Raw genomic sequence first — 25,393 nt, 5'->3', positions numbered from 1 at the left:
TGGCCGGGCAGTTTAGCCAATGCCACTGAGTTGCGTTGGTGATGGGGTTAAGCGAGAGTCAGGCGGGCTTCCTGACCACCACCAACCCCTTCAGGTACTCCCCTTCAGGAAATTCGATGGTCATGGGATGGTCGGGCGCGGCGCCCAAGCGCTCGGCGATGTAGCCGTCCACGCCGGCATCGAGCCCGGCCGAAGCCACGATCTTGTGGAACAGATCGGCACTGATGCCGCCCGAACACGAAAAAGTCAGCAGCACGCCACCCGGCTCCAGCAGCTTCAGCGCCAGGCGGTTGATGTCCTTGTAGGCCCGCGCGGCACGCTCGGCATGCGCCACCGTGGGCGCGAACTTGGGCGGGTCGAGCACGATGGCATCGAAGGTGCGGCCCTGGTCGATGAACTCGCGCAGCACGGTGTTGACATTGGCATCGAGAAACTCCGCCTTGATGCCCGAGCCCTCGCCGCCGAAACCGTTGAGCGCCAGGTGCCCGCGTGCGCGGTCGAGCGCCGGCTGCGACGAATCGACCGACACCAGTTCCGCGCCTTCGAGCGCGCCCGCGGCCTTCAGGCCCGCCAGCGCCGCCACCGTGAAGCCGCCCGTGTAGCAGAAGCAATTGAGCACACGCTTGAAGCGCCGGTGCTTCGCCAGCTCGGCAAAGCGCTGGCGGCTGTCGCGCTGGTCGAGATAGAAGCCAGTCTTGTGGCCGGTCGCGATGTCGAGCGACAGCTTCCAGTCATGTTCGCGGATCGTGATTTCGGTGGGGCCTTCGCCACGCAGCCAGCCCGTGACCGGCTTCAGGCCTTCGCGCTCGCGCCCGCTGGCGTCGGAGCGCTCATACAGCTTGGTCAGGCCCGTGGCTCGGAGCAGCGCGTCGGCCAGCACGTCTTTCCAGCGCTCGACGCCGGCCGACAGGAACTGCGCCACCAACGTGTCGCCATAGCGGTCGACGATCAGGCCCGGCAGGCCATCGGCCTCGCCGTGCACCAGGCGCACGCCATCGCTCTGCAGGTCGAACAGGCCGCGGGCGGCAACGGCACGCGCGCAGGCCGTGACGAAAAACGCCGCATCGATGCGCTGCGTTTCGACAAAGCTCCAGGCCCGCGCACGGATCTTGGAGAGCGGGCTGAAGGCAGCCCACGCCAGGAAGGTGCCGTCATGGGATTCCACCCGCACCGTCTCGCCGGAATCGGCGCCGCCGCGTGCGATGGCGGATTCGAAAACCCAGGGATGGCGGCGCTGCATCGAGCGCTCTTTGCCCGGTTTGAGTCGAAGGGTTTTCATTCTTTGCTCGTGTTCTTGTGAGTCGTTTTCGGTTCGGCCTTCGGGCGTGCCGCTTCCGGGCGCGCCTGTGCACGCGGATGCGCCGCGTCGTAGGCCTTGGCCAGATGCTGGAAGTCCAGCCGCGTGTAGACCTGCGTGGTCGCGATGTTGGCGTGGCCCAGCAGCTCCTGCACCGCGCGCAGGTCGCTGCTCGACTGCAGCACGTGGCTGGCGAAGGAATGGCGCAGCATGTGCGGATGCACCGGTGCGGTCAGGCCGGCCTTGAAACTGCGTTCGCGCAGCAGCTTCCACACCGCCTGCGAAGACATGCGCAGCCCCTTGGCGCTGATGAAGAGCGCGGCCGCCGCGTTCGCGTCGTGCAGCCGGGCGGTCGTCAGACCCGCGCACTCGTCGCGCACCGCGAGCCAGTCGCGCACCGCCTCGGCCGCCTTGCCGCCCATCGGCACGATGCGGCGCTTGCTGCCCTTGCCCAGCACGTTGGCTTCGAGCGCGTCGAGGTCGACCCAGCCGCGCGCGGTGTTGCTCGCCTGCGCATCGAGGCCGGTGAGTTCGCTCACGCGCAGGCCGCAGCCGTACAGCACTTCGACGATGGCACTGTCGCGCGCCTCGGTCCACGGATCGGCTTCGGGGTCGTACAGCTCGGCCAGGCGCACCGCGTCGTCCACGCCCAACGCCTTCGGCAGCGGGCGGCCGGCCTTGGGCGCGTGCACGTCCTGCACGGGGTTGAAGCCGATCAGCCCTTCGTTGCCGAGCCAGCGGTAAAAACTGCGCCAGCACGACAGCACCAGCGCAATGCCGCGCGGCTCGCGCCCGGCGCTGTGCAGCTGCGCCATCCAGCGGCGGATGTGGGCGGTCTGCACCCGGTCGAGCGGCAGGTTGGCGTCGGCCGCGTGGGCGGTCAGCGACTGCAGGTGAAAGGCATACAGCTCGACCGTGCGCGCCGCGAGACGGCGCTCGACGCGCACGTGCTCAAGGTACTTGTCGATCCAGCCCGATGAAGCCGGCGCGGCAGGCTCAGAAGAGGTAGCCATGGCCGGCATTGTTGATGATGGCGGCCGGCTCGCGCAATGCGCCCTTGAACAGCATGCCCCAGGTGCGCCAGCACGAGGTGGGCGCGGCGGCGTACTGCACGTCGAAGGTCTTGTCGAAGCCGCTCATGCGCACCAGCCGCTCGATGCGCCACAGGTGATAGGGCTCCGACACCACGATCACGCTGCGCACGCCGGCGGCCTGCAGCAGCGGCGTCGACAGCGCGAGATTCAGCCGCGTGGACGACGACACCGGCTCCAGCAGCCGCGGCCCGGTGTAGCCCACGGCATTCGCATGCTGCTGCATCACCTCGGCCTCGATGCGGCCGTCTTCGGTATCGACGCCGCCCGAGAAGGCCAGTTGCCTGACCAGCCCCGCCTGTGCCAGCGCGATGCCCGTGTCGACACGCCCTGTCAGGCAGGGATTCGGCTTGCCGTCGAGGTAGGCGCGGTTGCCCAGAATCAGCGCCGCGTCGGCGGCCCGTTGCGGCGGGTTGCCCAGCACCGCTTCGGCGCGCTGCCAGACCACCGCCGCAATGGCCGCGTACACGGCCACCCCGGCCAGCAGCCCGCCGAACAGCACGACCTGCCAGGGCCGGCGCAACCAGCGCGGGCGGCTCAAGGACGCAGCCGCGAGAGCCCGCCCGAGGCCAGCTCGGCAATGCGCTCGAGAAAGTCGGTGCCCATCTCGGCGTTGAAGCGCTGCGCGTCGGGCGATGCCAGCACCAGCAGGCCGAAGGCCGGCGATTCAGCGTCCGGGCGCAGCGGAATCAGCGCGATCGACATCGCGGCGGCCGGCTCGGGCAGCCAGTTGGCCGCCTCGAAGCCCGAATTGAGGCCGCAGTACGGCGAAGTCAGCGAGGTGGCCAGCGCCTTCACGTCGTCGCTCACCCACTGGGCATAGGCTTCGTTGAGGTATTCGCTGCCGCAGTCCCACACCTTGATGGCCGTCTGCGGCACCAGGAACAGCGACTGCAGGTCGACCGCGATGCGGTACGGCAGGCTGCGCGGGTCGCGCGTGGTCAAGAGGCCGCTGGTCCAGCGCTGCAGGCGATCGGCAATGACGACGTTTTCGGTGCCGTGGCGCACCATGTCCATCAGGCGATGCTCCAGCGCCTTGATCTTCTCGCGCAGCATCTCGGCCTGGCGCTCCTGCAGGCTCACGGCGCGGTTGCCGTGCGGGCTGGTCAGTTGCACCTGCGCCAGCAGCTGGGCATGGCGCTCGAAGAAGTCGGGCGTGTTCGCCAGGTAGTTCGCGATGTCGTCTTCGGTGATCGGGTTCATGGCGTTGTTGGCGTCGTTGTTGTTCGTGAAGGAAGTCATGGCAGTTCTGGCACCTCGATGTCGCCTTCAAAGACCGTGGTGGCCGGGCCCGTCATCAGCACGGGCTGGCCTTCGCCCTGCCACTCGATCGTGAGGATGCCGCCGTGCGTCTGCACATCGACCCGGCGCTCCAGCAGCCCGAGCCGGATGCCCGCCACCACCGCCGCGCAGGCGCCCGTGCCGCAGGCCAGCGTTTCGCCGGCGCCGCGCTCGAACACCCGCAGCCTGACGTGCGTGCGGTCGACCACCTGCATGAAACCCGCGTTCACCCGTTGCGGAAAGCGCGGGTGGTGCTCGATCTGCGGGCCCTGCTCGGCCACCGGCGCCGTGTCGACGTTGTCGACCACCTGCACCGCATGCGGGTTGCCCATCGACAGCACCGCTACCGAAACAATAGCGCTGCCCGCACGGGTGCCAAGGGCAAGGTGCCACTTCTGCCACGAACCCTCGGGCTGCGGGTCGAGCCCGGCGGTGTCGAAGGGCACGCGCTCCGGCGCGAAGACCGGCGCGCCCATGTCGACCGTCACGCGGCCGTCGGCGCCCATGCGCGGCGCGATCACGCCGGCCAGCGTCTGCACGCGCACTTCGGTCTTGTCGGTCAGCTTGTGTTCGCTCACGAAGCGCATGAAGCAGCGCGCGCCGTTGCCGCACTGCTCCACCTCGCCGCCGTCGGCGTTGTGGATCACGTATTGAAAGTCGATGCCCTCGGCCGGCGAGGGCCGCACAGTGAGGATCTGGTCGGCGCCGACGCCGAAATGGCGGTCGGCCAGAAAGCGGTACTGCGCCGCGGTCAGGCCCAGCGTGCCGCGCGTTTCGTCGAGTACGACGAAATCGTTGCCGGCCCCCTGCATTTTGGTAAAGCGAATTCGCATCGCAGGATTATCGCCACCGGCACTGCCCCTGACGACGGCGGGCCCAAGCCCGCCCATGGCCAGCCGGCGATCAGCCCTGGATGAACGCCAGCAGGTCGGCGTTCACCTGGTCCTTGTGGGTGGTGCAGGTGGCGTGCGGCGCACCGGTGTAGACCTTGAGCTGGCTGCCCTCGATCATCTCGGCCGCCAGCTTGCCGGTGGCCTCGAAGGGCACGACCTGGTCGTCGTCGCCGTGGATCACGAGCGTGGGCACGTCGATCTTGGCCATGTCGGGGCGGAAGTCGGTTTCAGAGAACGCGGTCACGCAGTCGATGGTGGCCTTGATCGACGCCTGCAGCGCGATCTGCAGCGTCTGCTTGAAGACGCCCTGCGACACCTTGGCGCCGGGGCGGTTGGTGCCGTAGAAGATCGTGCTGAAGTCGTCGAGGAACTGCGGGCGATCGGCCGCCAGCCCGGCACGGATGCCTGCGAACACCGAGGCGTCGGGGCCCACCGGGTGGTCGGCCGTTTTCATGAAGAGCGGCGTCACCGCGCTGATGAGCGCCAGCTTGGCCACCCGCGCGCTGCCCTTGCGCGCGATGTAGCGCGTGACGTCGCCGCCGCCCATCGAGAAGCCCGCAAGGATCACGTTCTTCAGGTCGAGCTTCTCGATCAGCTCGGCGATGTCGTCGGCGAAGGTGTCGTAGTCATAGCCCGTCCATGGCTGGCTCGAACGGCCGAAGCCGCGGCGGTCGAATGCGATCACGCGGTAGCCGCGCTCCGCGAAGAACAGCATCTGGGCGTCCCACATGTCGGCGCTGAGCGGCCAACCGTGGCTGAAGAGAATCGGTTGGCCCGAGCCCCAGTCCTTGTAGTAGAGCTCGGTGCCATCGCGCAGTGTGAGTGTGGTCATGGTTTTCCAGTGGTGTGAAGGAGGAAGGTAAGCAAGAAGGGAGACAGGAAAAAGTCAGAGCGCCAGGAAGTGATGCACTTCGGGCTTGTCCGGCCCGATGTGAAAGCGCAGCGCCTCGCCCTGCAGGTCGGCGTCGGCCTGCGACACGCGGTGGTGCTGGCGCAGATGCTCCGCCCATGATTCGACGAGGAACCACTCCATCACGCGCTCCCCGTCGGCCGTGTGCTCGTGCAGGCCCCAGGCATAGGCACCGTCGCGGCGGCGCTCCTGCGACAGGCGCTTCATCGCCTGCAGGAAGGCCGGGCGATCGTCCCTGCGGATGCGGTATTCGACCTGGATCATCACCGGCCCACGGTCATGCGCCACGGGCTCGGCGAGCAAGGGTTCGGGCCAGTGGTTCGAGGCCTGCAGGTCGGCCTCGCCGGACGGCAGCCGCACGCGATGGAAGACCAGCCCGGCCACCACGAGCCCCACCGCTCCGGCCACCAACGTGGCCGGCACGCCGATCTGCTGCGCCACCAGGCCCCAGCCCAGGCTGCCGGCCGCCATCGCGCCGTTGAACACCGTGAGGTACACGGCCAGCCCGCGCCCGCGCACCCAGTTCGGCAGGATCGACTGCGCCACGCCGTTGAGCGTGGTCAGCGCCACGATCCAACCCAGGCCCAGCAGCAACAGCAGCAGCACCGCCAGCCATTGCGGCGGCGCGAAGACCAGGCTGCCCATGACGGCGGCCGTGAGCAACGCCGCCAGCAGCAGCATGCCGTCGGCGCCGAGCCGGGCGCGCAGGCGCGGCATCACCAGCGCACCACCGATGGCGCCCGCGCCCACAGCGCCGAGCAGCACGCCATAGAAGCCCGCGCTACCGCCGAGCATCTGGCGCGCCACCAGCGGCAGCAACGCCCACACCGAACTGGCGAACAGGAAGAACACCGCCGCGCGCAGCAGCACCACGTGCAGCTCCTTGCTGGCCCGCGTGTAGCGCAGGCCGGCACGGAAGGCGCCGAAGAAGTTCTCCGACAGGCCGCTGTCCGCCGGCGCCGGGCGCTTCCACCACAGCAGCGCCGCGATCACAAACACATAGCTCAGAACGTCGACGCCGTAGGTGGCCGCTGTGCCGAAGCTCGCGAGGATCAACCCGCCCGCCGCCGGCCCGATGGAGCGCGCGATGTTGATGCCCAGCGAGTTCAGCGCCACCGCGCCCTTGAGGTCGGCGCGCGGCACCAGCTCGGGCACGATCGCCTGCCAGGTCGGCCCCATCAGCGCCGCGCCGATGCCGCCCACGAAGGTCAGCGCGATCAGGTATTCGACCGTGAGCGCGCCGGCGTGCGAGAGCAGCAGCAGCGAGCCGCTCACCGCCGCCAGCACCAGCTGCACGAAGATCAAAAAGCGCCGCCGGTCGAGGATGTCCGACAGCACCCCCGCCGGGATCGCCAGCAGGAACACTGGCAGCGTGGCGGCCGTCTGGATCAGCGCCACCGCCGTCGGGTTGGCGGACAGGTCCGTCACCAGCCACGAGCTGGCCACGTCGCGCATGAAGCTGCCGATGTTGCCGAGCACGGTGGCGGCCCAGAGCACCGCGAAGACCGGCTGGCGCAGCGGTGCGAAGGCGCCGGGTTGCGGTGCCGCCGGCGCGGTGGCGCCGTGTGAGGTGTCAGACATGGGCACGCTCCTTCAGGTCGTGCCAGGCGACCAGCAGAAAGCCGCCGACCAACCCGAGATGCTCGAAGAACGAGTTGGCCGCCATGAAGCGCTCTTGCCCGACCGGCATCTGCCAGAAGCGCAGCGCCACGAAGGTCGCCATCAGCGTGAAGCCGGCCAGCGCCAGCGCGCCAAGCCAGCGCAGGCGGCCGGTGAGGATCAGCGCCGAAGCGCCCAGCTCCAGCACGATGACCGCCACGGCCAGCGGGCCGGCCGGCGACATGCCGAAGTGGTTCATTTCGGCCAGGGCCGCGTCGAAGTCCATCGCCTTGTTCAGCCCGCCTTGCAGATAGGCGGCGCACAGCAGGAGCAAGGCGACCCAGCGCAGCGCGGGTGAGGTGGTCCAGCGCGTCGTCATCACACCGCCCAGCAGGCGCAACCGAGCGCGCCCCAGAAGCTCTTCAGGTCGGCAATGGGCAGCTTGCTGCTCCAGGCCGTCGCGTGGCTGTGGCCGTGCACGTTGCAGTTGTTGGCGCAGGCGCATGCCGCGGCGGCATTGCGCAACACCTTCTGCATCGGTGCGCCCTCGGCCGTGTCGGCCCAGCCGGCATAGCCGCCGAAGGTGCGCGCGGGCGACCAGTCGGGCATGGCCGGCGGCGGTGCGCCTTCGTCGTGCGCGGCGAAGGGGCCGGCGCCGTAGACCACCTTGCCGCCCACCATCGTGAGCAGCGCCGTGGTGTCGGCGATTTCCGATTCGGCGCAGGCGAAGAAGTCGCGGTCGGGCACCACGAGGTCGGCGAGCTGGCCGGCCTGGATGCGGCCCTTCTTGCCCTCTTCGTTCGAGAACCAGGTGACGTTCTCGGTCCACATGCGCAGCGCCTGTTCGCGGTCGATCAGGTTGCGCTGCGGCGTGAGCTGCATGCCGCCCACCGTCTTGCCCGTGACCAGCCACGACAGCGACACCCACGGGTTGTACGAAGCCACCCGCGTCGCGTCGGTGCCTGCCGAAACCTTCACGCCCTTTTCGAGCATGCGCTTCACAGGCGGCGTTGCCTCGGCCGCGCCGTAACCGTAGCGCTCGACGAAATACTCGCCCTGGTAGGCCATGCGGTGCTGCACCGCGATGCCGCCGCCCAGCGCCGCGATGCGGTCGATCGACTGGTCGGAGATGGTCTCGGCATGGTCGAAGAACCAGTTCAGGCCGGCCAGCGGCGTGTCTTGATTGACGCGCTCGAACACGTCGAGCGAGCGGCTGATGGTCTCGTCGTAAGTGGCGTGCATGCGCCAGGGCCAGCGGTTCTGCACCAGCACGCGCACCACCTCTTCCAGCTCGCCTTCCATCTCGGGCGCCATGTCCGGGCGCGGCTGGCGGAAGTCCTCGAAGTCGGCGGCGGAAAACACGAGCATCTCGCCCGCGCCGTTGTGGCGGAAGTAGTCGTCGCCCTGCTTGTACTTCGACGAAGCGGTCCAGTTCAGGAAGTCCTGCTTTTCCTGCTTGGGCTTCTGCGTGAACAGGTTGTAGGCCAGGCGGATCGTCAGTTGCCCGTCGTCGGCCAGCTTCTGGATCACCTGGTAGTCGTCGGGGTAGTTCTGGTTGCCACCGCCCGCGTCGATGGCGCCGGTCACGCCCAGGCGGTTGAGTTCGCGCATGAAGTGGCGCGTGGAATTGAGCTGGTAGTCGAAGGGCAGCTTCGGCCCCTTGGCCAGCGTGGCGTAGAGGATGGCCGCGTTCGGCTTGGCCAGCAGCAGGCCGGTCGGGTTGCCGGCGCTGTCGCGCACGATCTCGCCGCCGGGCGGCGCGGGCGTGTCCTTGGTGTAGCCCACCGCGCGCAGCGCCGCGCCGTTGAGCAACGCGCGGTCATACAGGTGCAGGATGAAAACCGGCGTGTCGGGCGCGACGGCGTTCAGCTCCTCGATGGTCGGCAGGCGCTTTTCCACGAACTGGTGTTCGGTGAAGCCGCCCACCACGCGCACCCATTGCGGCGCGGGCGTGTTGGCCACCTGCCGCTTGAGCATGCCCATGGCGTCGGCCAGGCTGCGCACGCCGTCCCAGCGCAGCTCCAGGTTGAAGTTGAGGCCACCGCGAATGATGTGCAGGTGGTTGTCGATCAACCCCGGCAGCACGCGCTTGCCGTGCAGGTCGATCACGCGGGTGCCGCTGCCGGCCAGCGGCAGGATGTCGTGCGAGCGGCCGACATGGGTGAAGCGGCCGTCCTTGATCGCCACGGCATCGGCCGTGGGGTTGGAACGATCGAGGGTGGTGAACAGCCCGCGATGCAGGATCAGGTCGGGGGTTTCGGTGTGGGTCATGGTGTCGGAGAAAGAAGCGACCGCGAGGCCGGGGGCTGCGAGGGTGGCGCCGAGCGCTCCGAGGAGACGGCGGCGGCCGGGGTCTGCGAACGGCTTCACGCGTCGCGCCTGCCAGAAGCAACGGCCTCGGCGGTGTTCACCGCCGTGGGCTGCGCGCATTTCGGCAGCTCGCCGAACACATGCGGCTTGACCTGGTGCTGCAGCCACGAGGTGGCCACGGCATCGGGCTTGATCACGCTCTTGATGAGCGGCGGGATCTGCTCGCCGAGCAGGATGCCCAGAAGCCCCACCAGGGCGATGACCGGCGGTGCCGGCGAGCGCACCTGGAACAGTGCGTAGATCACGCCGACCAGCAGGCCGAGCGCAAGCGACAGGACATAGGGCTTCATCTTGTTCACCTTGGGCGATCAGCCTTCGTGGGCGCCGAACATGGTTTGGGCGTAGGTCACGCCCAGGCCGTAGGCGCCGCCGACCTTCTTCGCGATGCCGGTGGTCAGCTCGTAGGTGTCGCCACGGGCCCAGTCGCGTTGCAGCTCCAGCAGGTATTGCAGCGAGGTCATCGGCTGCGCGCCGGCCTGCACCATGCGCTCCATCGCGCGGTTGTGCGCCTCGGCCGACACGTCGCCGCAAGCGTCGGCGATCACGTACACCTCGAAGCCCTGGTCCAGCGCCGACAGCGCCGGGCCCACGATGCACACGCTGGTCCACAGGCCCGCCAGCACGATGCGCGGCTTGCCGATCTGGTTCACGCGCTCGATCACGGCGGCGTCTTCCCAGGTGTTCATCGAGGTGCGGTCGAGCATCTTCTGGCCCGGAAAGGCCTCGGTGATCTCGCTGAACATCGGGCCCGAAAAACTCTTCTCGGCCACCGTCGTGAGGATGGTCGACACGCCGAAGCCGGCTGCGGCCTGCGCCACCAGCGCCGCGTTGTTGCGCAGGTTCACGGCGTCGATGGAGTGCGTGGCAAAGGCCATCTGCGACTGGAAGTCGATCATCACCAGCGTGTGGTCGGTGGGGGTGAGCAGCTTGGCGCCGGCGGTGGGGGTGGCTTTGATGGACATGGAAAGCTCCTTGCGGTTGATTGGATATTCGATTCGATTCACAATTGCTTTCGGAGGGAATCTCCTTGGCACGGGATGAATCATCGGGTTCCTTCAAGCGCTCATCGACGAAACTTTTCACCATCAATCATCGAAGTTTTCGATGATTCCCTTTTCCCTCAAATCCTTTCGTTTTCAAGGAACCCGCAGCGTGCTCAAACTCAGCCTGGAAGCCATCGAGGTCGTCGATGCCATCGCCCGCCACGGCTCCTTCGCCGCCGCGGCCGCGCGCCTGAACAAGGTGCCCTCCACCATCTCGTACGCCGTGGGCAAGCTGGAAGAACAGCTGGGCATGCTGCTGTTCGAGCGCAACGGCCCGCGCGTGACCCTCACCGCCGCCGGCGAAGAAATGCTCAAGGAAGGCCGCTGGCTGCTCAACGCCGCGAGCGACCTCGAATCGCGCATGCGGCTCATCGCCACCGGCTATGAGTCGGAGCTGCGCCTCGTGCACGACTCGCTCATTCCCACGCAGGCGCTCATCGACGACATCCGCGCTTTTGAAGACCTGCGCTGCGGCACGCGGCTGCGCATCGGCTGCGAGGCGCTCACCGGCAGCTGGGAGGCCCTGCGCGAAGGCCGCGCCGACATCGTCATTGCCGCGGGCGAAGGCCCGGCCGGCGGCGGCTACCAGGCGGTGACCGTGGGCAGCCTCGACTTCGCGTTCTGCGTCGCGCCCACGCACCCGCTCACGCGCCTGGGCCGACCGCTGCAGCGCGGCGACCTGCTCGAGTGCAACGCCATCGTGGTGGGCGACAGCGCGCGCACGCTGTCGGAGCGCACCGTCGGCCTCTTGGCCGGCCAGCCGCGCATCACCGTGCCATCGATGCCCGCAAAGATCGCCTGCCAGGTGGCGGGCCTGGGCCACGGCTTTCTGCCGCGCGCCTGCATCGTGAATGAACTCAAGCGCGGCACGCTGGTCGAGCTGCCCACCGAAGAGCCGCGCGCGCCCGAGGCCTTCTGGCTCGCGTGGAAGACCGGTGCACAAGGGCAGGCGCTGCGCTGGTGGCGCGAGCGGATGAACCGCACGCTGGTGCCGGCGCTGCTGCCGCGATCCAGCTGAAGCAAGACCGCCTCTTACGATTCGCCCTTCAAGGAAAGATGCCCGCATGAGCCATTGGAAAGCGCTGGAACCACTGATCGTCGAAGACGCCCTTCGGGCACTGCGCGAGCTGCTCGACGACAACCCCGACGAACAGTTCTACGCCGTCGCCTTCCAGGGCATGTACCGCGAACTCGACGGCCCGATCTACCTGCCCGCCCTTTCGGCCAACAGCGTGGACGCCCGTGAAGACGAGCCTTCGGGTGACTTCTGGACGGCCGAGTGGAGCCCGCCCGACTGGCGCTGGGACGACATCCAGTTCGCCGGTGCCGCACTGAATGCGGCAGCCGACGCCGCATGCGAGATCACCCGGAACGACACCCGCGCGGCCTGGCTGCTGGCCGAGCGCGAGTGCATCGACATGCTCGTTTCAGCGGCACGGAAGATCCGGGCCGCGCTGGGCAACGCGCCGCAGCTCACGCCGGATTTCGTGGTCTTCCTGCACGACGAAGAGAACGGCCTCGACCTGGCGCGCCGCTGCATCGGCGATGCCGCTTTTGGGGCGCTCTTTCCCAAGGAAGCGGTGGCCGAGCAGGAGCGCCTGCGCGTCGCGGCCCTGCCCGTCGAAGAGCGGGTGGGCTGGCTGATCGGGCGCCTTGGCCGCTTCGATGGCCGGCCGGTCGAGAGCGAGGATGCGCAGAAATGGCTGGTCGACATCGGCGCGCCCGCCGTGCCCGCACTGCTCGAATTGCTCGCCCGCCCGCGCGGCAAGTTCGGCTGGGAGGCCGCCCGGATGCTCGGGCACATCGGCCTTGCGACACCCGAGGTGCTTGCCGCACTGCGCAAGAAGCTGCACGCACCCGCCGAGCCATCCACGCACGCGTGGTGCGCCGCAACGCTGGCCTATCTGGGTGACAGCGATTGGCTCTTCGAGCAACTCGCCGCGTGGCGCGGCGACCCGGAGCGCGCCGCCGTCGCTGTGCGCGGCCTTTGTGCGCCCTACTCTGCCTTTCGCGACCCGACGCCCGTGGCGCTCGACTACCGGCCCCTCGAAACACTGCTGTCGGACGCTGCCGCCATTGCCGAGGTCGTGCACGAAAAGCTCAAGCCCGGCAGCAGCTATTGCACCCTGCGCCCCGGCGAAATCGACGAGGCCTTGCGCGGCATGGCGTCGGCGCATGCCTTCGTGCGCCGGCACGCGGCCAGCGTGGCCGACGACCGGGGCCTGGGCGCAGCCGCTGGCGAACGCATCCTGCCGGCGCTCGCGGATCGCCTCGCGCATGACGAAGACGCCGACGTGCGATGGCAGGCTGCTCGCAGTCTCGCCGCCTGGAAGCGTGCTGCCCTGCCCTGGCAAGCGACGGTGCAACGCGCGGCCTTGCACGATGCCGATGAGAGGGTGCGCGAAGCCGCGCGGGATTGCGTCGACGCACTGGGCGAGGCCAGCGACAGCCGCGGCGAATAGAACCCTTTCGGTGCCGGCTCCGGCCCCGGCAACGGCGCTCAGCCCGCGGCGCGCAGCTTGTCGAGTGCCCGGTCGAGAAACGCCAACCGGTCTTGCCCCCAGAACCGCTCGCCGTTCAGGATGAAGGTCGGCGCGCCGAACACGCCCGCTTCCACCGCCTCGGCGCTGTTGGCGCGATACACGGCCAGCGTCTCGGCCGACTGCTCCAGTGCCTGCAGCGAGGCGCCGTCGTAGCCGTTCTCGTTGGCCACCGCGATGCGCACCTCGGCCTGCGAGGTGTCGCGCTCTTCGGCCCACAGGGCGCGCAGCAGCGCATGCGACAGCGGCTGCGCATCGAGCCCTTGCAGCTGCGCGGCAATCACCATCCAGCCGGCGTACTTGTTCCAGTTCGGATCGCTGGGCGCGCCCTTGGGGTAGTGCGCGGGCTGAAGGTTCAACGGCATGCCGAGGTAGTCGCTCCAGCGGGCCAGCTCCAGCGCGTGGTATGTGCGGCGCGGCTCGGGCCGCGTCTTCAGCGGAATGCCGCCGGTTTGCGGCACCACCGCCTGGAAGTCGTAGGGCTTGAACGTGAGCCGCACCTGATGGCGGCGAACAATGTCCTGAAGCTGCGGGCCACCGAGGTAGGCCCAGGGAGAAGAGAGGCTGTAGTAGCAGTCGAGCGCGATCATGTTTCGATTATCTTCAGCGCATGCCTGTCGCCACCGCGCTCCCCACCCTTTTCCCCTCGGGGTCAGCGCGGGCCACGCCGCCACGATGACGGCGCGATGAAGTTTCCGGCCTTTCTTTTCTCGCTCTTCCTCTCCAGGCTGGCCGACCAGATCCTGCTGTTCTTGGTGCCGCTGGTGGTGTTCCAGGTGACGCAAGACGTCGCGTGGTCGGGCTACGCCTTCGCGGCAGAGACACTGCCGCGCTTCCTGTCTTTTCCGGTCTGCGGCGCGCTGTGCGACCGTGTCTCGCCACTGAAGCTGCTGCGCGCCAGCCAGGTCTTTCGCGCACTTGCCTGCGTGCTCGGCGTGCTGGCCAACGAGGCGATGGGCGGCATCGGCTGGCTGGTGGGCTTGTCTGCCGTGTGCGGCGTGCTCACCACGCAGGGCGTGATGGCCCGCGAAGTGATGCTGCCGCAGATTGCCGGCAACACCGGCTTCGACAAGGTGCTCGCCTACGCGCAGACCGCCGAGCAGACCGGCATGGTGCTCGGCCCGCTGATCGCTGCGGCGCTCTTTGCGTTGTGGCCATGGCAGGCCGTGGTGGGTGCGGCGGCCGCGCTGTTCTTGCTGGCCGATGTCGCCACCGCGTTCTGGCGACGCGGCAACCCCGTGCAACTGCACCAACCGCAGGGCGAACCGGGCCACCTGCTGAAGCCCATCGCCACAGCCCTCGGCCATGTGTTGCGCCTGCCCGGCCTGTTGCGCCTGACCATGCTCACGTCCGGCGTGAACCTGATGCTCGGCACCACGCTGGCCTCTTCCGCCGCCATGGTCACCGGGCTGCACCAGCGCTCGGCCACCTACTACGCGGGGCTGCAGACGCTGGGTGCCGTCGCCACCATCGTGATCCTGCTGGCGATCATTCGCGGATCGATCGCGCTCAAGCGCATGGGCGCCACCGCCTACCTGCTGATACTGGCCGGCGGCCTGCTCATGGCCGCGAGCACCAGCCACTGGGGCTATGCGGCCGGCTTCCTGCTGGTGATCGGGTTCGACAAGATGTTCGGCATCTACATCCGCATCCGCCGGCAGCGGATCATTCCGGCGAAGGACTACGGCAAGACCACCGGGGTGATCGTGCTGCTGAACAACCTGACGCAGCCGCTCGCGGGGCTGATCGTCGGGGTGTTTGCCGATGCGACGCAGACGCGAGGGGTGATCTTTGCGGTGTGCTTGATGGTGGCGGGGATCGGTGTTACCGCTGCCGTGGCCAGCAGAAAAGCCGCCGCTACATCACCTTGACGGCACGCCCGATGAACTGAATCGGCCCCGTCGGTCGGTCGATGGGCGAGCCGTTCTCGGGCTCCAGCGTGAGCTCGAACAGCTGGTTCGGCTCGAGCGGCGGCAGTTTGTCGATGGGAATGCGCAGCGCCTGCCCCTGCTTGACGAGGCCCAGCGATACAGGCCCACGCCACTGGTCGGCCTTGGTCCAGAACTGCAGCGTCTTCTGCGGCGGCACTTCGAACGTGCCCAGCGGCACCAGGCTCAACTGACGCGATGAGGTGGTCTGGATCACCCAGCCCGGCGACTTGTCCTGCGGGGCAACCAGCACCACCATGTATTGCGGCGTCGGCGGCGGACGCATCACGAGCACAGCCACCATCAACGCGGCCGCGGCAAACCCGCCCGCAGCCAGGCCGCGCCACAACCTCAGGTTGTTCCACCAACCCGAGACAGCCGATGGCCGCACAGGCGTGGCCTTCTTCCCTGGCTCCGCCACGTTGCCGATGCTGCGCTCGATGCGCGGCCAGAGCGCCGGCGACGGTTCCTGCGGCAGCGCAAGCACCGTCAGCGGCAGCAGTCGCGCCTCCCATGCCTGCACGGCTTCGCGCAGGGTCGGCTCGCTGTGCATGCGGGCTTCGACCGCCGCACGCGCGCTGGCCGACAGCGTGCCGAGCACGTACTCGCCGGCCAATGCGTCGATGTCGTTGATGTCGGTCGGGTTGTTGCCGTTCATGCCATGCACTCCCGCAGCGCGCGCATGCCGCGCAGGATCCAGGCTTTCACCGTGCCCAGCGGCGTCTGCAGCCGCTCGGCGATCTCGCCATGCGAGCAGCCTTCGACATACGCGAAGAGGATGCAGTCGCGCCGCGCCGGCGCCAGCCCGTTCAGGCAGTTCTCGAGCCTGCCCAGATCGGCACGCAATTCGAACGGATCGCCAGCCGCGGCGTATGTCGCCAGCGCGGCCTCGTCGTCAATGGCTTCGGCGGCGTCTTCGCTCACGTCCACCTGGCGCGCGCCGCTGCGCACCATGTTCAGCGCGGCATTGCGCACCACGCTGTAGACCCAGCCCCGGCCTTCGCCGCGCGCCGGATTGAAAGTTTCCGCGCGCTGCCAGATGCTGATGAAAGCGTCGTGCAATACGTCTTCGGCCTGCTGGCGCTGGCGCACGATGCGCAGCGCCACGCCCATCAGATAGCGCCCCTCGCGCTGGTACAGCTGCTGCAGGGCCAGACGATCGCCGCGGGCGCAAGCCATGAGAGCGGCGTCGTAGTCGAAGGGCGCGATGGTGGGCGGCGGGTTCTGCACTGGCCGATGGTAGTGGGGCGGGTGGCTCCGCAGCCGAATCGCCCCCCGATCAGGATGCCTTCCAGAAGATGTAGTCGGCCTGGTATTGCACGACCTGCTTCTGACCCTTGCTGGCAGGCGTGCATGGCACGGCAGTCGGTGCCACGCCGCCTTGCAGCGCCACGCGCTGGATGTAGGTCACGCCCGTCATCGCGCCCGAGCCCACGGCCGGGTTGGCCTTCACGAGCTGAAACGGCAGGCTGGTCGGGCCCGACGGCGCGACGGCCAGTTGCGTGGCCGTGAGCTTGGAACCGTCGTTCGATTCCCAGGTGGCCGGCGGGCCGTAGTACTTGCCGACCTGCTTGCCGCTGCGGTCCCACAGCTTGGCCTCGGGGCCGACGAACACCCACTCGGTCTGCCCGGCGGCATTGGCCTTGTCGCGGCATTCATAAGTGATGTCGCCCTTGCCCACGGTTTCCATCGCGACCTTGTGGCCGGCCGGCACCTGGATCGTCGGCGGCAGGCTGGATTGGTTGAACGCAGGGGTCATCGACATTGAGCCGCAGGCGCTCAGGAACACTGCAGCGGAGACGACGCCAGGAACGGCGAGTGAACGGGTGGGACGGGAGGTGTGCATGAAATTTCTCCTGGGTTGTAGAAGGTCAACAGCTCCTCGCTGCTGAAGGGTCTACACGGCAGGGCGGCGTTCGGATGCAGGGGATGCAAAAGATTTTTTCGGTGCCTGGGAAGGCATACTGCGCCAGCTGATCGGCTGCAGTCGCCCAGCTGGCCTGGCGCAGTCTTCCTCAACCAACGACGCACGACCTGATGAAAGAAGCAATGTCCCGCCACGACGCTTACACCAACAGCGAAGTCATCGCACTCGATTTGCAGCACGTCTTTCACTCCTGGTCTGCGCAGGGCAACCTGGCGCCGCTCGCCATTGCCGGTGGACGCGGTTGTGTCGTCTGGGACTACGAGGGCAAGGAGTACCTCGACTTCTCGAGCCAGTTGGTGAACGTGAACATCGGGCACCAGCACCCCAAGGTGATCGAGGCGATCAAGCAACAGGCCGACCAGCTCGCCACGGTGGCCCCCACCCATGCCAACCTGGCTCGCGGACAGGCGGCGCAGCGAATCCTGCGGAAGGCAGGCGATATGTACGGCGGCGTGTTCTTCACCTCCGGTGGTGCGGACGCCAACGAAAACGCAATGCGCCTCGCAAGGCTGTGCACAGGCCGCGACAAGGTGCTGACCACCTACCGCTCCTACCACGGCAATACGGGCTCGGCCATCGCCGCAACGGGCGACTGGCGAAGGCTGCCCAACGAATACGCGCGCGGCCACGTTCACTTCTTCGGTCCGTTTCCCTATCGCAGCGAGTTCTGGTCGGACTCGCCAGCCCAGGAGAGTGCCCGTGCACTCCAGCATCTCGAACGCGTCATTCAGGGCGAAGGGCCCGGCCGGATCGCCGCCATCATGCTGGAGCCGGTCCCCGGTACGGCGGGCATCATCGTTCCGCCCCCAGGCTATCTCGCGGGCGTGAGGGAGTTGTGCACCCGCCATGGCATCGTGCTGATCGCCGATGAAGTGATGTGCGGATTCGGCCGAACGGGCGAGTGGTTCGCGCATCAGCCTCATCACATGGCGCCGGACCTCATCACCTTTGCAAAGGGGGTCAACTCGGGCTACGTTCCCGTGGGCGGGGTGGTCATCTCCAAGGAGATCGCCCAGAACTTCCAGTCGACCGTGTTCCCTGGCGGCCTCACCTATTCCGGTCATCCTCTGGCGGCAGCATCGATCGTTGCGGCAATCGATGCGATGGAAAGCGAAGGCATTGTCGAGAACGCACACCAGATCGGCGCCGACTACCTCGGCCCCGGCTTGCATGCACTTGCGCGACAGCACGAAGTCATCGGCGACGTGCGAGGCGCGGGTGTTTTCTGGGCGCTGGAACTGGTATCGGACCGACGCACGCGCGCGCCCATGGAAGCGGGCTTCATGTCCAGGCTCAAATCCGAACTGCTGCAGCGCGGGCTGCTGGGATTCGTGGTCGAGAACCGCGTGCACGTCGTGCCACCTTGCGTCGTGACGCCCGCCGAAGTGCAGCAGGGCCTGCGGATACTGGACGAAGCGCTCACAGCACTGCGACCCTAGACCCTGCCTGGACCTCGCGCGTCATGCGCATGACACGCGGGGCGTGGGCACTCAGTGCGTCAGCAGGTAGCTGTACTCCGCATTCAGCAGCGCGCTGCCTGCCGCTCCGCGGATGAGGTTGTTGACGACGTACTGCAGGCGCACCTCGAACATTGCGTCCGTCGTGCACAGGTTGCCGACGGCCACCGAGAAGCCTCGCTCATGAAAGCAATCCTGATTCGGACGAGGGCGCCCCGCCTCGGCGCACACCACCAGCGGCCTTGCGGGCTTCGACGGCAGGGGCACGTTCTTCAAGGGGTTGTAGCCTTCCAGCAGCGCTGCCAGTTCCGCCACGTCGGGCCTGCGCGAGGTCTTGATTCGCAGGTCGACGAAATGGCCTTCCTGGACGAAGACGCGATTGCAGCTCACGGACACCGGAACATCCGAGTCCAGGATCTTGTGGATTTCCCGTGCGATGTACTCCTCGGTTCGTTCTTCGGAACCGTGCAGCGGATAGACGTTGCCGGAGACCAGGTCCACCGGGTACTTGGCATCGCCGCGGCCCGATAGCGACTGGAACGTGGTGACCGCCACGCCCTCGAGCCCGAGCGGTGCGAGGGCGTCAAGAATCATCACCGCGCCGGAGGTCACGCAGTTCGGGTTCTTCACGAAGCGCGCCTCGGCGATCCTTTCGCCGTTCACCTCCGTGATCACGAGCGGGTTCTCGTCGTCGAAGCGCCCGTACGGGCTGTTGGAGAAAACGCGGCGGCCCCGGTCGAGCGCCTGCTGCTCCGCTGCTTGCCCCTCTGCCGACACCGCGGCAAAAAGCACCTCGATGCCCTTGTCTTCCAGTCCTTCGGCCAGCGAGAGGACGTGGCAATGATCGAGCTCCGCGGGAAACGGCACCTCTCGCCAGAAGTCGCTCCCGTAGTGCGTGGATACCGCGCGTTCCTTGCGATTCCATACATCGCGATAAGGCTCGCCGATGGAGCCTTGCCCGATCACGGCCTTGAGTTCAAACCATGGATGCCCGATGAGCAACTGGGCCAATCGGCGCCCCACCATTCCCGTACCACCCAAGATGCCAACGCTGACCTTCTGGACCACTGGTAATTCCTCCGATGATGATTGAGAAGCTTGCGAACCAGGCACCATCGTGAAATCTGAAGGGCTCCGCCTCGGAGCGACTCGCCGATCCTTGTGGGAAGACCATGGAGAACTGTCCGGGGCGAGCGTCGCTGACAACGAGTGTGCAGGGCGCAAGGATCTTAAACCGCGACTCGAAGAGGTTGCGTCTGTCCGGGCGGATTCGGCTCACATGAATGACCTGTTCCAAAGCGTTGAATCAGCGCGCTTGCGAGGCAATGAATTCGAATGACTTACATGGCGAGATTTCAGTGTTGCTGCAAGGCGTGTCGCACATCCTCAGTAGCCGCAACGCCCGGAAGACCTGCGTCGAGAAACGAGTTTCTGCAGACGATTCGTTCGATGCCAAACAATGATCCATGCGAACCTCATGGCACTCCTGAATGCCCGATCCGGGATTGAGTGTTATTGACTTCCCGGCAACTATCTTCTGCCCTAACCCCCATTTATCCGCAAAGGTATCCGCAAGACACTCCTCCACATCCAAGAAGGAGTGCTCTCATGCCAATCGCCTTACTCGCGCTGACCCTCAGCGCCTTCGCCATCGGGACGACCGAGTTCGTCATCGTTGGCCTCATCCCCACGGTCGCTGCTGACCTGGGCATCGGCCTGCCCTCGGCGGGCCTTCTCGTCAGCCTCTACGCGCTGGGAGTCGCCATCGGCGCGCCGGTGCTCACCGCCCTCACGGGCAAGCTGCCACGCAAGGCGCTGCTGCTCGGGCTCATGGCCCTCTTCACGGTCGGCAATCTGCTGGCGTGGCAGGCGCCGAGCTATGAATCGCTGGTAGCGGCGCGCATCCTCACGGGCCTAGCGCACGGCGTGTTCTTCTCGATCGGCTCGACCATCGCCACGGGCCTCGTGCCGAAGGAAAAGGCCGCGAGCGCCATCGCGATCATGTTCACCGGGCTCACGGTGGCGCTGGTCACGGGTGTGCCGCTGGGCACCTTCATCGGGCAGCACTTCGGCTGGCGCGAGACTTTTCTGGCCGTGTCCGCGTTGGGCGTCGTCGCCTTCATCGGCAGCTGGATCTTTGTGCCCGGCAACATCCGCCACACGCCGCCGGCCTCGCTGGCGCAGCAAGCCAAGGTGCTGGCCGAGCCGCGCCTGTTGCTGGTGTATGCGAAGACGGCCATCGGCTATGGCGGCTCGTTCATTCCGTTCACGTTTCTTGCGCCGATCCTCACCGACGTGTCTGGCTTCAGCGCCGGTGCGGTGGGCTGGGTGATGCTGGTGTACGGCGTCTCGGTGGCGGCGGGCAACATTTGGGGCGGCAAGCTGGCCGACCGCATGGGCCCGATTCCGGCGCTGAAGATCATCTTTGCGCTGCTGGCTGCGGTACTGCTGGTGTTCAACTTCGCGGCGCCGCACAAGTGGCTGGCGCTGCTGGCGGTGCTGATGTGGGGCGCGGTGGCGTTCGGCAACGTGCCGGGGCTGCAGGTGTATGTGGTGAAGCAGGCCGAGCGCTTCACGCCGCAGGCGGTGGACGTGGCCTCGGGCCTGAACATCGCGGCCTTCAACCTGGGCATTGCCGGCGCGGCCTGGGCGGGTGGGCTGATCGTGACGCACCTTGGCCTGATGCACACGCCGTGGATTGGCGCACTGGTGGTGCTGGTGTCGCTGGCGCTCACGCAGTGGAGCGGCACGCTCGACCGGCGTGCGGGCATTCCGGTTCGCGCTTCGGGGCCGGTGCCTGTGGGGCACTGAGCGGGTTTCGCTGCAGGCCTCTTCCCCTCCTCTTCATTCATCTTCTTTTTTCTTCTTCTCTGAACGCACAAGGACAACGCACACCATGAACACGAACAACAACCCCATTCCCGCCTTCGGCCTGGGCACCTTTCGCCTGAAGGGCCAGGTGGTGATCGACTCGGTCAAGAACGGCCTCGACGTGGGCTACCGCGCGATCGACACGGCGCAGATCTACGGCAACGAAGCCGAGGTGGGCCAGGCGATTGCCGAAAGCAGCGTGGCCCGCGACAGCCTCTTCATCACGACCAAGATCTGGACGGACAACTACGCCAAAGACAAGCTGGTGCCAAGCCTGAAGGACAGCCTTGCGAAGCTGCGCACAGACCATGTGGACCTGACGCTGATCCACTGGCCTTCGCCGGGCAACGCCGTTTCTGTGGCCGAGTTCATGGGCGCACTGGCCGAGGCCAAGGCGCTGGGGCTCACGAAGCAGATCGGCGTGTCGAACTTCAACATCGCGCTGATGAAGGAAGCCATTGCGGCGGTGGGCGCGAAAGAGATCGCGACCAACCAGATCGAACTGCACCCGTACCTGCAGAACCGCAAGGTGGCGGAGTTCGCAAAGAGCCAGGGCATCCACATCACCTCGTACATGACGCTGGCCTACGGCAAGGTGATTGCCGACCCGGTGATCGAGGCGATTGCGAAGGCGCACGATGCGACGACGGCACAGGTGGTGCTGGCGTGGGCGATGCAGTTGGGCTACGCGGTGATTCCTTCTTCGACGAAGCGCGCGAACCTTGAAGGCAATCTGAAGGCGCGGCAACTGAAGCTGACGGATGCGGAGATGGCTCAGATGGCGGCGCTTGACCGCAATGAGCGGTTGACCGATCCCGCGGGCCTGTCGCCGGCTTGGGACTGATCTGATCGGCTGGCGATGCGAGTCGCGCGATGCGGCTCTGCCTTGCTCCCTCTCCCCTTGGGGAGAGGGGACAGTTGCCGGGGCGCTCGTGACTTGCGTGCCCCTTTTGCCTCTTACTTGTTCTTTGCTTTTCCTATTCAGCAACCACCGGCCCGGCCTTCTTCGGCGCGGTGATCGCAGCAGGCTTCAGCAGCGCATTCAGCGCATCGCACTCCAACTGCAACTCGGCTGCAACCTTCTCCGGCGCCTCTTTCAACTCTGCAATGTCGCGCTCGCCGACGCAGTGGCCATCGAGACGCACGTAGATGCGTTTGAAGTTGCCGCCGAGCGCCTTCGCCACGTCGCGCAGGCAGTCGGTGAGTGTGGCAAAGCCGCTGTCCTGGTAAGAGCTGGGCGGGATCACGCCCTTCGAACGCGGCGCGCGTACGGCGTAGGCGAACGACACGCCTTCTGCCCGAAGCTCCACGACGGGCTGCAGGCTGCGTTGTTGGGCTTGCCCATTGCTTTCCATGGCCGCAGTGTACGTTCGGCGATGCGATTTACCGAGCGCAGCAGAGGTAGTTTTCCCGCAGAAAACGAGGCTTGTTAATGACCGCGGGGAAAGTGGCAAGCAGGCGCAGGACCACGATGAGTGCCACGGTTCTCATGCAGTGCGCGCGATGGTAGAACCATAGGTCTGCGGTACGCACTTCCACATCTTCCTCACGCCCCACGCGCCCCTCATGAACGACATGCACCAACGAATCTCGGACAGCTTCAATTCACAAGGGCTGATGGCCACCCTCGGCGCCAGGCTAGCGCTGGTGGCCGATGGCGAGGTCCACATCGAACTGCCGTACGCGCGCGGCCTTTCGCAGCAGAACGGGTACGTGCATGCGGGCGCGGTGACGAGCGTGGTCGACAGCGCCTGCGGCTATGCGGCGCTGACGAAGGCGCCCGCGGAGTTCGACGTGGTGACGGCGGAGTTCAAGATCAACTTCATGCGGCCCGCCCTTGGCGAGCGCTTCCTGGCCGTGGGGCGCGTGCAGAGTTCGGGCAAGCTGCTTTCGGTCTGCACGGGCGAGGTGCGGGCGTTTTCCGGCAGCGGGGCCGACTACAAGGTGGTCGCGATGATGCAGGCGACCATCGTGAACGTGCGGCGCTGAAACCGACGGGCATTGCCGGCAGGCAATGCCGTCCGCCCACCTGCCTTCTACTTACCCCAGCGACTGGAAGCCAGGCGCCTGGGACATCTCCGACGGCTTGTAGATCTTGTGCTGCGCCGTGGGGCCGCCTGCATCGCTGACCACCAGCAGGCGCCACAGCGGCTCGCGCGCCGAGCACGCGCTTTCTTCGCTCGTGAGCTGAAAGCCGGGCGTTGCGTTGGACGTGCCCTTCACGGTGATCTTGAGCAGCGTCGCGCCCTTGGCGTTCGACACCTCGATGTCGTAGCCGACGTTCTGGCCGGTCAGGTCTTCGGCCTTGTAGCCATAGCCCCGGAAGTGGCGCAGCACGTAGTCCATCGCGGCCGCCTGCACGTCTTCGGGCGAAGACTGCACAGGCACCGCGGCGGCCGGTTCTTCTTCTGCCTGCGGAACACCACCGCGCGCCTTGGCGGCCTGCACTTCCGCCTCGTCGGGCACCCAGCCGCGCGGGCCGCGAACGAGCACCGCGAGCTTCTGCTCGGGCTCCCAGGTGGCCACGTGCCATTCGTCGTCGTCGCGCACGCGCGTGGACACCTTGGCGCCCTTGTTGATCTCGAGTTCGGCGATGGCCACGCGGTTGGTCTGCAGCACGGCGCGAAAGCCCTGACCTGCGTCGAAGGTGCGCTTGAGCAGTGCCAAGCGGTCTTTGGCGCGCTGGACCTGGTTGGGGGCGCGGGTGCCGCCGCCTGCGCGGTGCTGCGTGTCGAGCGATTCGAGGCAGAACCAGCGCCGGCCGGCACCCAGGTTCACGTGCTCGGCCCAGATGGTGGCGATGACGTTGTCGCCGGTGGCGAGCCAGGCGTGGTCGAACGGTTTGTCGCGCGCGTCGAACACCCCCATCTTGGCGACGATTTCGACTGGCGTGAGGCGCGGGCCTGACAGTCGCATCTCATCGATCACAGCGAGCACGTGGGGGTCGACTTCCTTGTCCATTCCTTGGGATTTCTAGCGAGTTTGAGGGGGGTGGAAGTATGCCGCATCGGCCCTTCTTCGGCCTGCTGCAAGGGCAAGCCGCCGTGTAGTGCGAGCGGTCGGGCATGTGGCAGGATGCGGCCGGGCGGACCTCTTCGTCCTCGCAGCGGTTGATATTCAAACAGCCTTCAAGCATGCAACGTTCAAATTCCGGTTGGCAGGTGTTCGGCAGCATGCTTGCGGCCGCGCTTTTTCCATCGATGGGCCACGCGGACATCTACAAGTGGGTCGACGCCAACGGCCAGACGCACTACTCGCAGCGCAAGGCCGACGCGGGAGATGCCCGAACGGTGGAGCTGAAGGAGCCTCCGCCGCCGGATGCGCCACCGGCATCGCCGCCCTCCACCGAGCTTTGGCGCAACACGCGGCCGCAGGCGACCCGGCCGCAACCGCCGTCAACCGACAGGCCACCCAGGGCACTTTCCGACGGCAGGGACCACGGCACGGATGCGTCGCGATGCGCACTCGCCCGCGATGTTCTCAGCGGCGCCGTGCGGCACCGCAACGGCAAGCCGACCGACACCTACGACCGGGAAGTCGCGCAGAACGACATCCAGTCTTTCTGCAATCCGAGGTAGGCAGCACGCATCGCTTGGTGACACGGCCGACGAATGCGGCAACCACGCCGGCAGGCTCGTCACCTGCCGTGGCGGCAGGAAGGCGCTCAAGACACCGACGTAATTGACTTCTTACGCGGCCCGGCGTGGCGCGGCCCAGTCCGAAAGAATCTGCACGGCCTCGCGGTCGAGCTTCTGTTCTGCGGGCTGCTTGCGTTTTTCGAGCGTCGCGCCCGCTTCGATCCGCAGCGCCTCGACATCGATCGGATGCCGCGCCGCGACGCTCACACCCTCGAACGCCTTGCCCGATTGCGCGAGCGTGGCCGCGTAGTAGAGCTTGCCGATGCCCGCGATGTGCATGGCGGCCACGCACATGGCGCAGGGCTCGCACGAGGTGTATAGCTCGCAGCCCGACAGGTCGACGGTGCCGAGCTTGCGGCAGGCATCGCGAATGGCCTCGACCTCGCCGTGCGAGGTGGGGTCGTGGTGCGCCACCGAATGGTTGAAGCCTTCGCCGACGATCGCGCCGTCTTTCACGACGACGGCGCCGAAGGGCTCGGTGCCGTGCACCTGCAGCGCCCGGGCGGACAGCGCGAGCGCGCGTTGCATGAATTCCTGTTGGTACATGG

General features: G+C 67.1%; 27 protein-coding genes. 8 read left to right on the top strand and 19 right to left on the bottom strand.

Annotated elements, in window-relative coordinates; all coding sequences use genetic code 11:
* Nucleotides 1-58 precede the first annotated feature (58 nt).
* The 11 genes from BLQ28_RS22865 to BLQ28_RS22815 form a co-directional block, all read right to left on the bottom strand.
* Entirely contained in the window at nt 59-1,279 is a 1,221-nt protein-coding gene (locus tag BLQ28_RS22865; RefSeq protein ID WP_093244865.1) for a class I SAM-dependent rRNA methyltransferase, read from the bottom strand.
* Complete coding sequence (locus BLQ28_RS22860; RefSeq protein ID WP_093245529.1) at nt 1,276-2,310, bottom strand: tyrosine recombinase XerC; 1,035 nt, start codon at nt 2,308-2,310, stop codon at nt 1,276-1,278. The genes BLQ28_RS22865 and BLQ28_RS22860 overlap by 4 nt, the downstream gene beginning before the upstream one ends.
* Nucleotides 2,294-2,929 carry a YdcF family protein gene (locus BLQ28_RS22855; RefSeq protein ID WP_093244862.1) on the bottom strand — a complete coding sequence of 212 codons (636 nt, stop codon included), beginning with the start codon at nt 2,927-2,929 and terminating at the stop codon, nt 2,294-2,296. Before BLQ28_RS22855 ends, BLQ28_RS22860 begins: the two co-directional genes overlap by 17 nt.
* Nucleotides 2,926-3,630 carry a DUF484 family protein gene (locus tag BLQ28_RS22850; protein WP_093244859.1) on the bottom strand — a complete coding sequence of 235 codons (705 nt, stop codon included), beginning with the start codon at nt 3,628-3,630 and terminating at the stop codon, nt 2,926-2,928. Before BLQ28_RS22850 ends, BLQ28_RS22855 begins: the two co-directional genes overlap by 4 nt.
* Nucleotides 3,627-4,502: a diaminopimelate epimerase gene (gene dapF, locus BLQ28_RS22845; protein ID WP_093244856.1), complete on the bottom strand. Its 876-nt coding sequence runs from the start codon at nt 4,500-4,502 to the stop codon at nt 3,627-3,629. Before dapF ends, BLQ28_RS22850 begins: the two co-directional genes overlap by 4 nt.
* Nucleotides 4,503-4,572: 70 nt before the next feature.
* The gene (locus BLQ28_RS22840) at nt 4,573-5,394 is read right to left on the bottom strand and encodes an alpha/beta fold hydrolase (protein ID WP_093244854.1); all 822 of its coding nucleotides are present in this window, start codon (nt 5,392-5,394) and stop codon (nt 4,573-4,575) included.
* Between the two features lie 54 nt (nt 5,395-5,448).
* Nucleotides 5,449-7,053, bottom strand: coding sequence for an MFS transporter (locus BLQ28_RS22835; RefSeq protein ID WP_093244851.1), 1,605 nt, complete (start codon nt 7,051-7,053; stop codon nt 5,449-5,451).
* Nucleotides 7,046-7,450 carry a DoxX family protein gene (locus BLQ28_RS22830; protein ID WP_093245527.1) on the bottom strand — a complete coding sequence of 135 codons (405 nt, stop codon included), beginning with the start codon at nt 7,448-7,450 and terminating at the stop codon, nt 7,046-7,048. The genes BLQ28_RS22835 and BLQ28_RS22830 overlap by 8 nt, the downstream gene beginning before the upstream one ends.
* Nucleotides 7,450-9,342, bottom strand: coding sequence for an amidohydrolase (locus tag BLQ28_RS22825; RefSeq protein ID WP_176801202.1), 1,893 nt, complete (start codon nt 9,340-9,342; stop codon nt 7,450-7,452). The genes BLQ28_RS22830 and BLQ28_RS22825 overlap by 1 nt, the downstream gene beginning before the upstream one ends.
* A gap of 95 nt (nt 9,343-9,437) precedes the next feature.
* Complete coding sequence (locus BLQ28_RS22820) at nt 9,438-9,731, bottom strand: DUF1427 family protein (protein WP_093245526.1); 294 nt, start codon at nt 9,729-9,731, stop codon at nt 9,438-9,440.
* Nucleotides 9,732-9,749: 18 nt separating this feature from the next.
* Nucleotides 9,750-10,403 carry a hydrolase gene (locus BLQ28_RS22815; RefSeq protein ID WP_093244846.1) on the bottom strand — a complete coding sequence of 218 codons (654 nt, stop codon included), beginning with the start codon at nt 10,401-10,403 and terminating at the stop codon, nt 9,750-9,752.
* 190 nt (nt 10,404-10,593) lie between these two features.
* On the opposite strand from BLQ28_RS22815, the gene BLQ28_RS22810 reads away from it, so the two are divergent.
* The gene (locus tag BLQ28_RS22810; protein WP_093244844.1) at nt 10,594-11,502 is read left to right on the top strand and encodes a LysR family transcriptional regulator; all 909 of its coding nucleotides are present in this window, start codon (nt 10,594-10,596) and stop codon (nt 11,500-11,502) included.
* 46 nt (nt 11,503-11,548) lie between these two features.
* Entirely contained in the window at nt 11,549-12,946 is a 1,398-nt protein-coding gene (locus tag BLQ28_RS22805) for a DUF4303 domain-containing protein (RefSeq protein WP_093244841.1), read from the top strand.
* 38 nt (nt 12,947-12,984) lie between these two features.
* Here the strand turns inward: BLQ28_RS22805 and BLQ28_RS22800 are convergent, their stop codons facing one another.
* On the bottom strand, nt 12,985-13,614 hold the full coding sequence (locus BLQ28_RS22800) for a 2-hydroxychromene-2-carboxylate isomerase (RefSeq protein WP_093244839.1): 630 nt from the start codon (nt 13,612-13,614) through the stop codon (nt 12,985-12,987).
* Between the two features lie 96 nt (nt 13,615-13,710).
* On the opposite strand from BLQ28_RS22800, the gene BLQ28_RS22795 reads away from it, so the two are divergent.
* A complete protein-coding gene (locus tag BLQ28_RS22795) occupies nt 13,711-14,895 on the top strand; it encodes an MFS transporter (RefSeq protein WP_093244836.1) in 1,185 nt (394 codons plus the stop codon).
* Here BLQ28_RS22795 and BLQ28_RS22790 read toward each other — a convergent pair.
* The 3 genes from BLQ28_RS22790 to BLQ28_RS22780 all read right to left on the bottom strand — a co-directional run bounded on the left by BLQ28_RS22790 (nt 14,882) and on the right by BLQ28_RS22780 (nt 16,798).
* Nucleotides 14,882-15,610, bottom strand: a complete 729-nt coding sequence (locus tag BLQ28_RS22790; protein WP_093244834.1) for an anti-sigma factor — start codon at nt 15,608-15,610, stop codon at nt 14,882-14,884. The two genes, BLQ28_RS22795 and BLQ28_RS22790, sit on opposite strands and share 14 nt — an antisense overlap.
* The gene (locus BLQ28_RS22785) at nt 15,607-16,131 is read right to left on the bottom strand and encodes a sigma-70 family RNA polymerase sigma factor (protein ID WP_093245523.1); all 525 of its coding nucleotides are present in this window, start codon (nt 16,129-16,131) and stop codon (nt 15,607-15,609) included. The genes BLQ28_RS22790 and BLQ28_RS22785 overlap by 4 nt, the downstream gene beginning before the upstream one ends.
* 100 nt (nt 16,132-16,231) lie before the next feature.
* Entirely contained in the window at nt 16,232-16,798 is a 567-nt protein-coding gene (locus BLQ28_RS22780) for a DUF3455 domain-containing protein (RefSeq protein ID WP_093244831.1), read from the bottom strand.
* A 191-nt stretch (nt 16,799-16,989) separates the two neighbouring features.
* On the opposite strand from BLQ28_RS22780, the gene BLQ28_RS22775 reads away from it, so the two are divergent.
* Nucleotides 16,990-18,318, top strand: a complete 1,329-nt coding sequence (locus tag BLQ28_RS22775) for an aspartate aminotransferase family protein (protein ID WP_093244829.1) — start codon at nt 16,990-16,992, stop codon at nt 18,316-18,318.
* 51 nt (nt 18,319-18,369) lie between these two features.
* On the opposite strand, the gene BLQ28_RS22770 is transcribed toward BLQ28_RS22775, so the two are convergent.
* Entirely contained in the window at nt 18,370-19,404 is a 1,035-nt protein-coding gene (locus BLQ28_RS22770) for an Asd/ArgC dimerization domain-containing protein (protein WP_176801201.1), read from the bottom strand.
* A 540-nt stretch (nt 19,405-19,944) separates the two neighbouring features.
* On the opposite strand from BLQ28_RS22770, the gene BLQ28_RS22765 reads away from it, so the two are divergent.
* Together BLQ28_RS22765 and dkgB are read left to right on the top strand one after the other, a co-directional pair.
* A complete protein-coding gene (locus BLQ28_RS22765) occupies nt 19,945-21,147 on the top strand; it encodes an MFS transporter (RefSeq protein WP_093244824.1) in 1,203 nt (400 codons plus the stop codon).
* A gap of 85 nt (nt 21,148-21,232) precedes the next feature.
* A complete protein-coding gene (dkgB, locus tag BLQ28_RS22760) occupies nt 21,233-22,051 on the top strand; it encodes a 2,5-didehydrogluconate reductase DkgB (protein ID WP_093244821.1) in 819 nt (272 codons plus the stop codon).
* Between the two features lie 133 nt (nt 22,052-22,184).
* Here dkgB and BLQ28_RS22755 read toward each other — a convergent pair whose 3' ends face one another.
* On the bottom strand, nt 22,185-22,562 hold the full coding sequence (locus BLQ28_RS22755) for a hypothetical protein (RefSeq protein ID WP_093244818.1): 378 nt from the start codon (nt 22,560-22,562) through the stop codon (nt 22,185-22,187).
* 211 nt (nt 22,563-22,773) lie between these two features.
* Between BLQ28_RS22755 and BLQ28_RS22750 the strand changes: the two genes are divergently transcribed.
* A complete protein-coding gene (locus BLQ28_RS22750; protein WP_093244816.1) occupies nt 22,774-23,196 on the top strand; it encodes a PaaI family thioesterase in 423 nt (140 codons plus the stop codon).
* Nucleotides 23,197-23,247: 51 nt separating this feature from the next.
* On the opposite strand, the gene BLQ28_RS22745 is transcribed toward BLQ28_RS22750, so the two are convergent.
* Nucleotides 23,248-24,168, bottom strand: coding sequence for a protein NO VEIN domain-containing protein (locus tag BLQ28_RS22745; protein ID WP_093244813.1), 921 nt, complete (start codon nt 24,166-24,168; stop codon nt 23,248-23,250).
* A 173-nt stretch (nt 24,169-24,341) separates the two neighbouring features.
* On the opposite strand from BLQ28_RS22745, the gene BLQ28_RS22740 reads away from it, so the two are divergent.
* Nucleotides 24,342-24,785, top strand: a complete 444-nt coding sequence (locus BLQ28_RS22740) for a DUF4124 domain-containing protein (RefSeq protein WP_256327420.1) — start codon at nt 24,342-24,344, stop codon at nt 24,783-24,785.
* Between the two features lie 111 nt (nt 24,786-24,896).
* Here BLQ28_RS22740 and BLQ28_RS22735 read toward each other — a convergent pair whose 3' ends face one another.
* Nucleotides 24,897-25,391, bottom strand: coding sequence for a nucleoside deaminase (locus BLQ28_RS22735; protein WP_093244811.1), 495 nt, complete (start codon nt 25,389-25,391; stop codon nt 24,897-24,899).
* Between the last annotated feature and the right edge of the window lie 2 nt (nt 25,392-25,393).

The organism is Variovorax sp. EL159 (assembly GCF_900100965.1).
Lineage (GTDB): Bacteria > Pseudomonadota > Gammaproteobacteria > Burkholderiales > Burkholderiaceae_C > Variovorax.
Note: the sequence above shows the minus strand (reverse complement) of the source record. Positions and strands in the feature narration are given on the sequence as shown.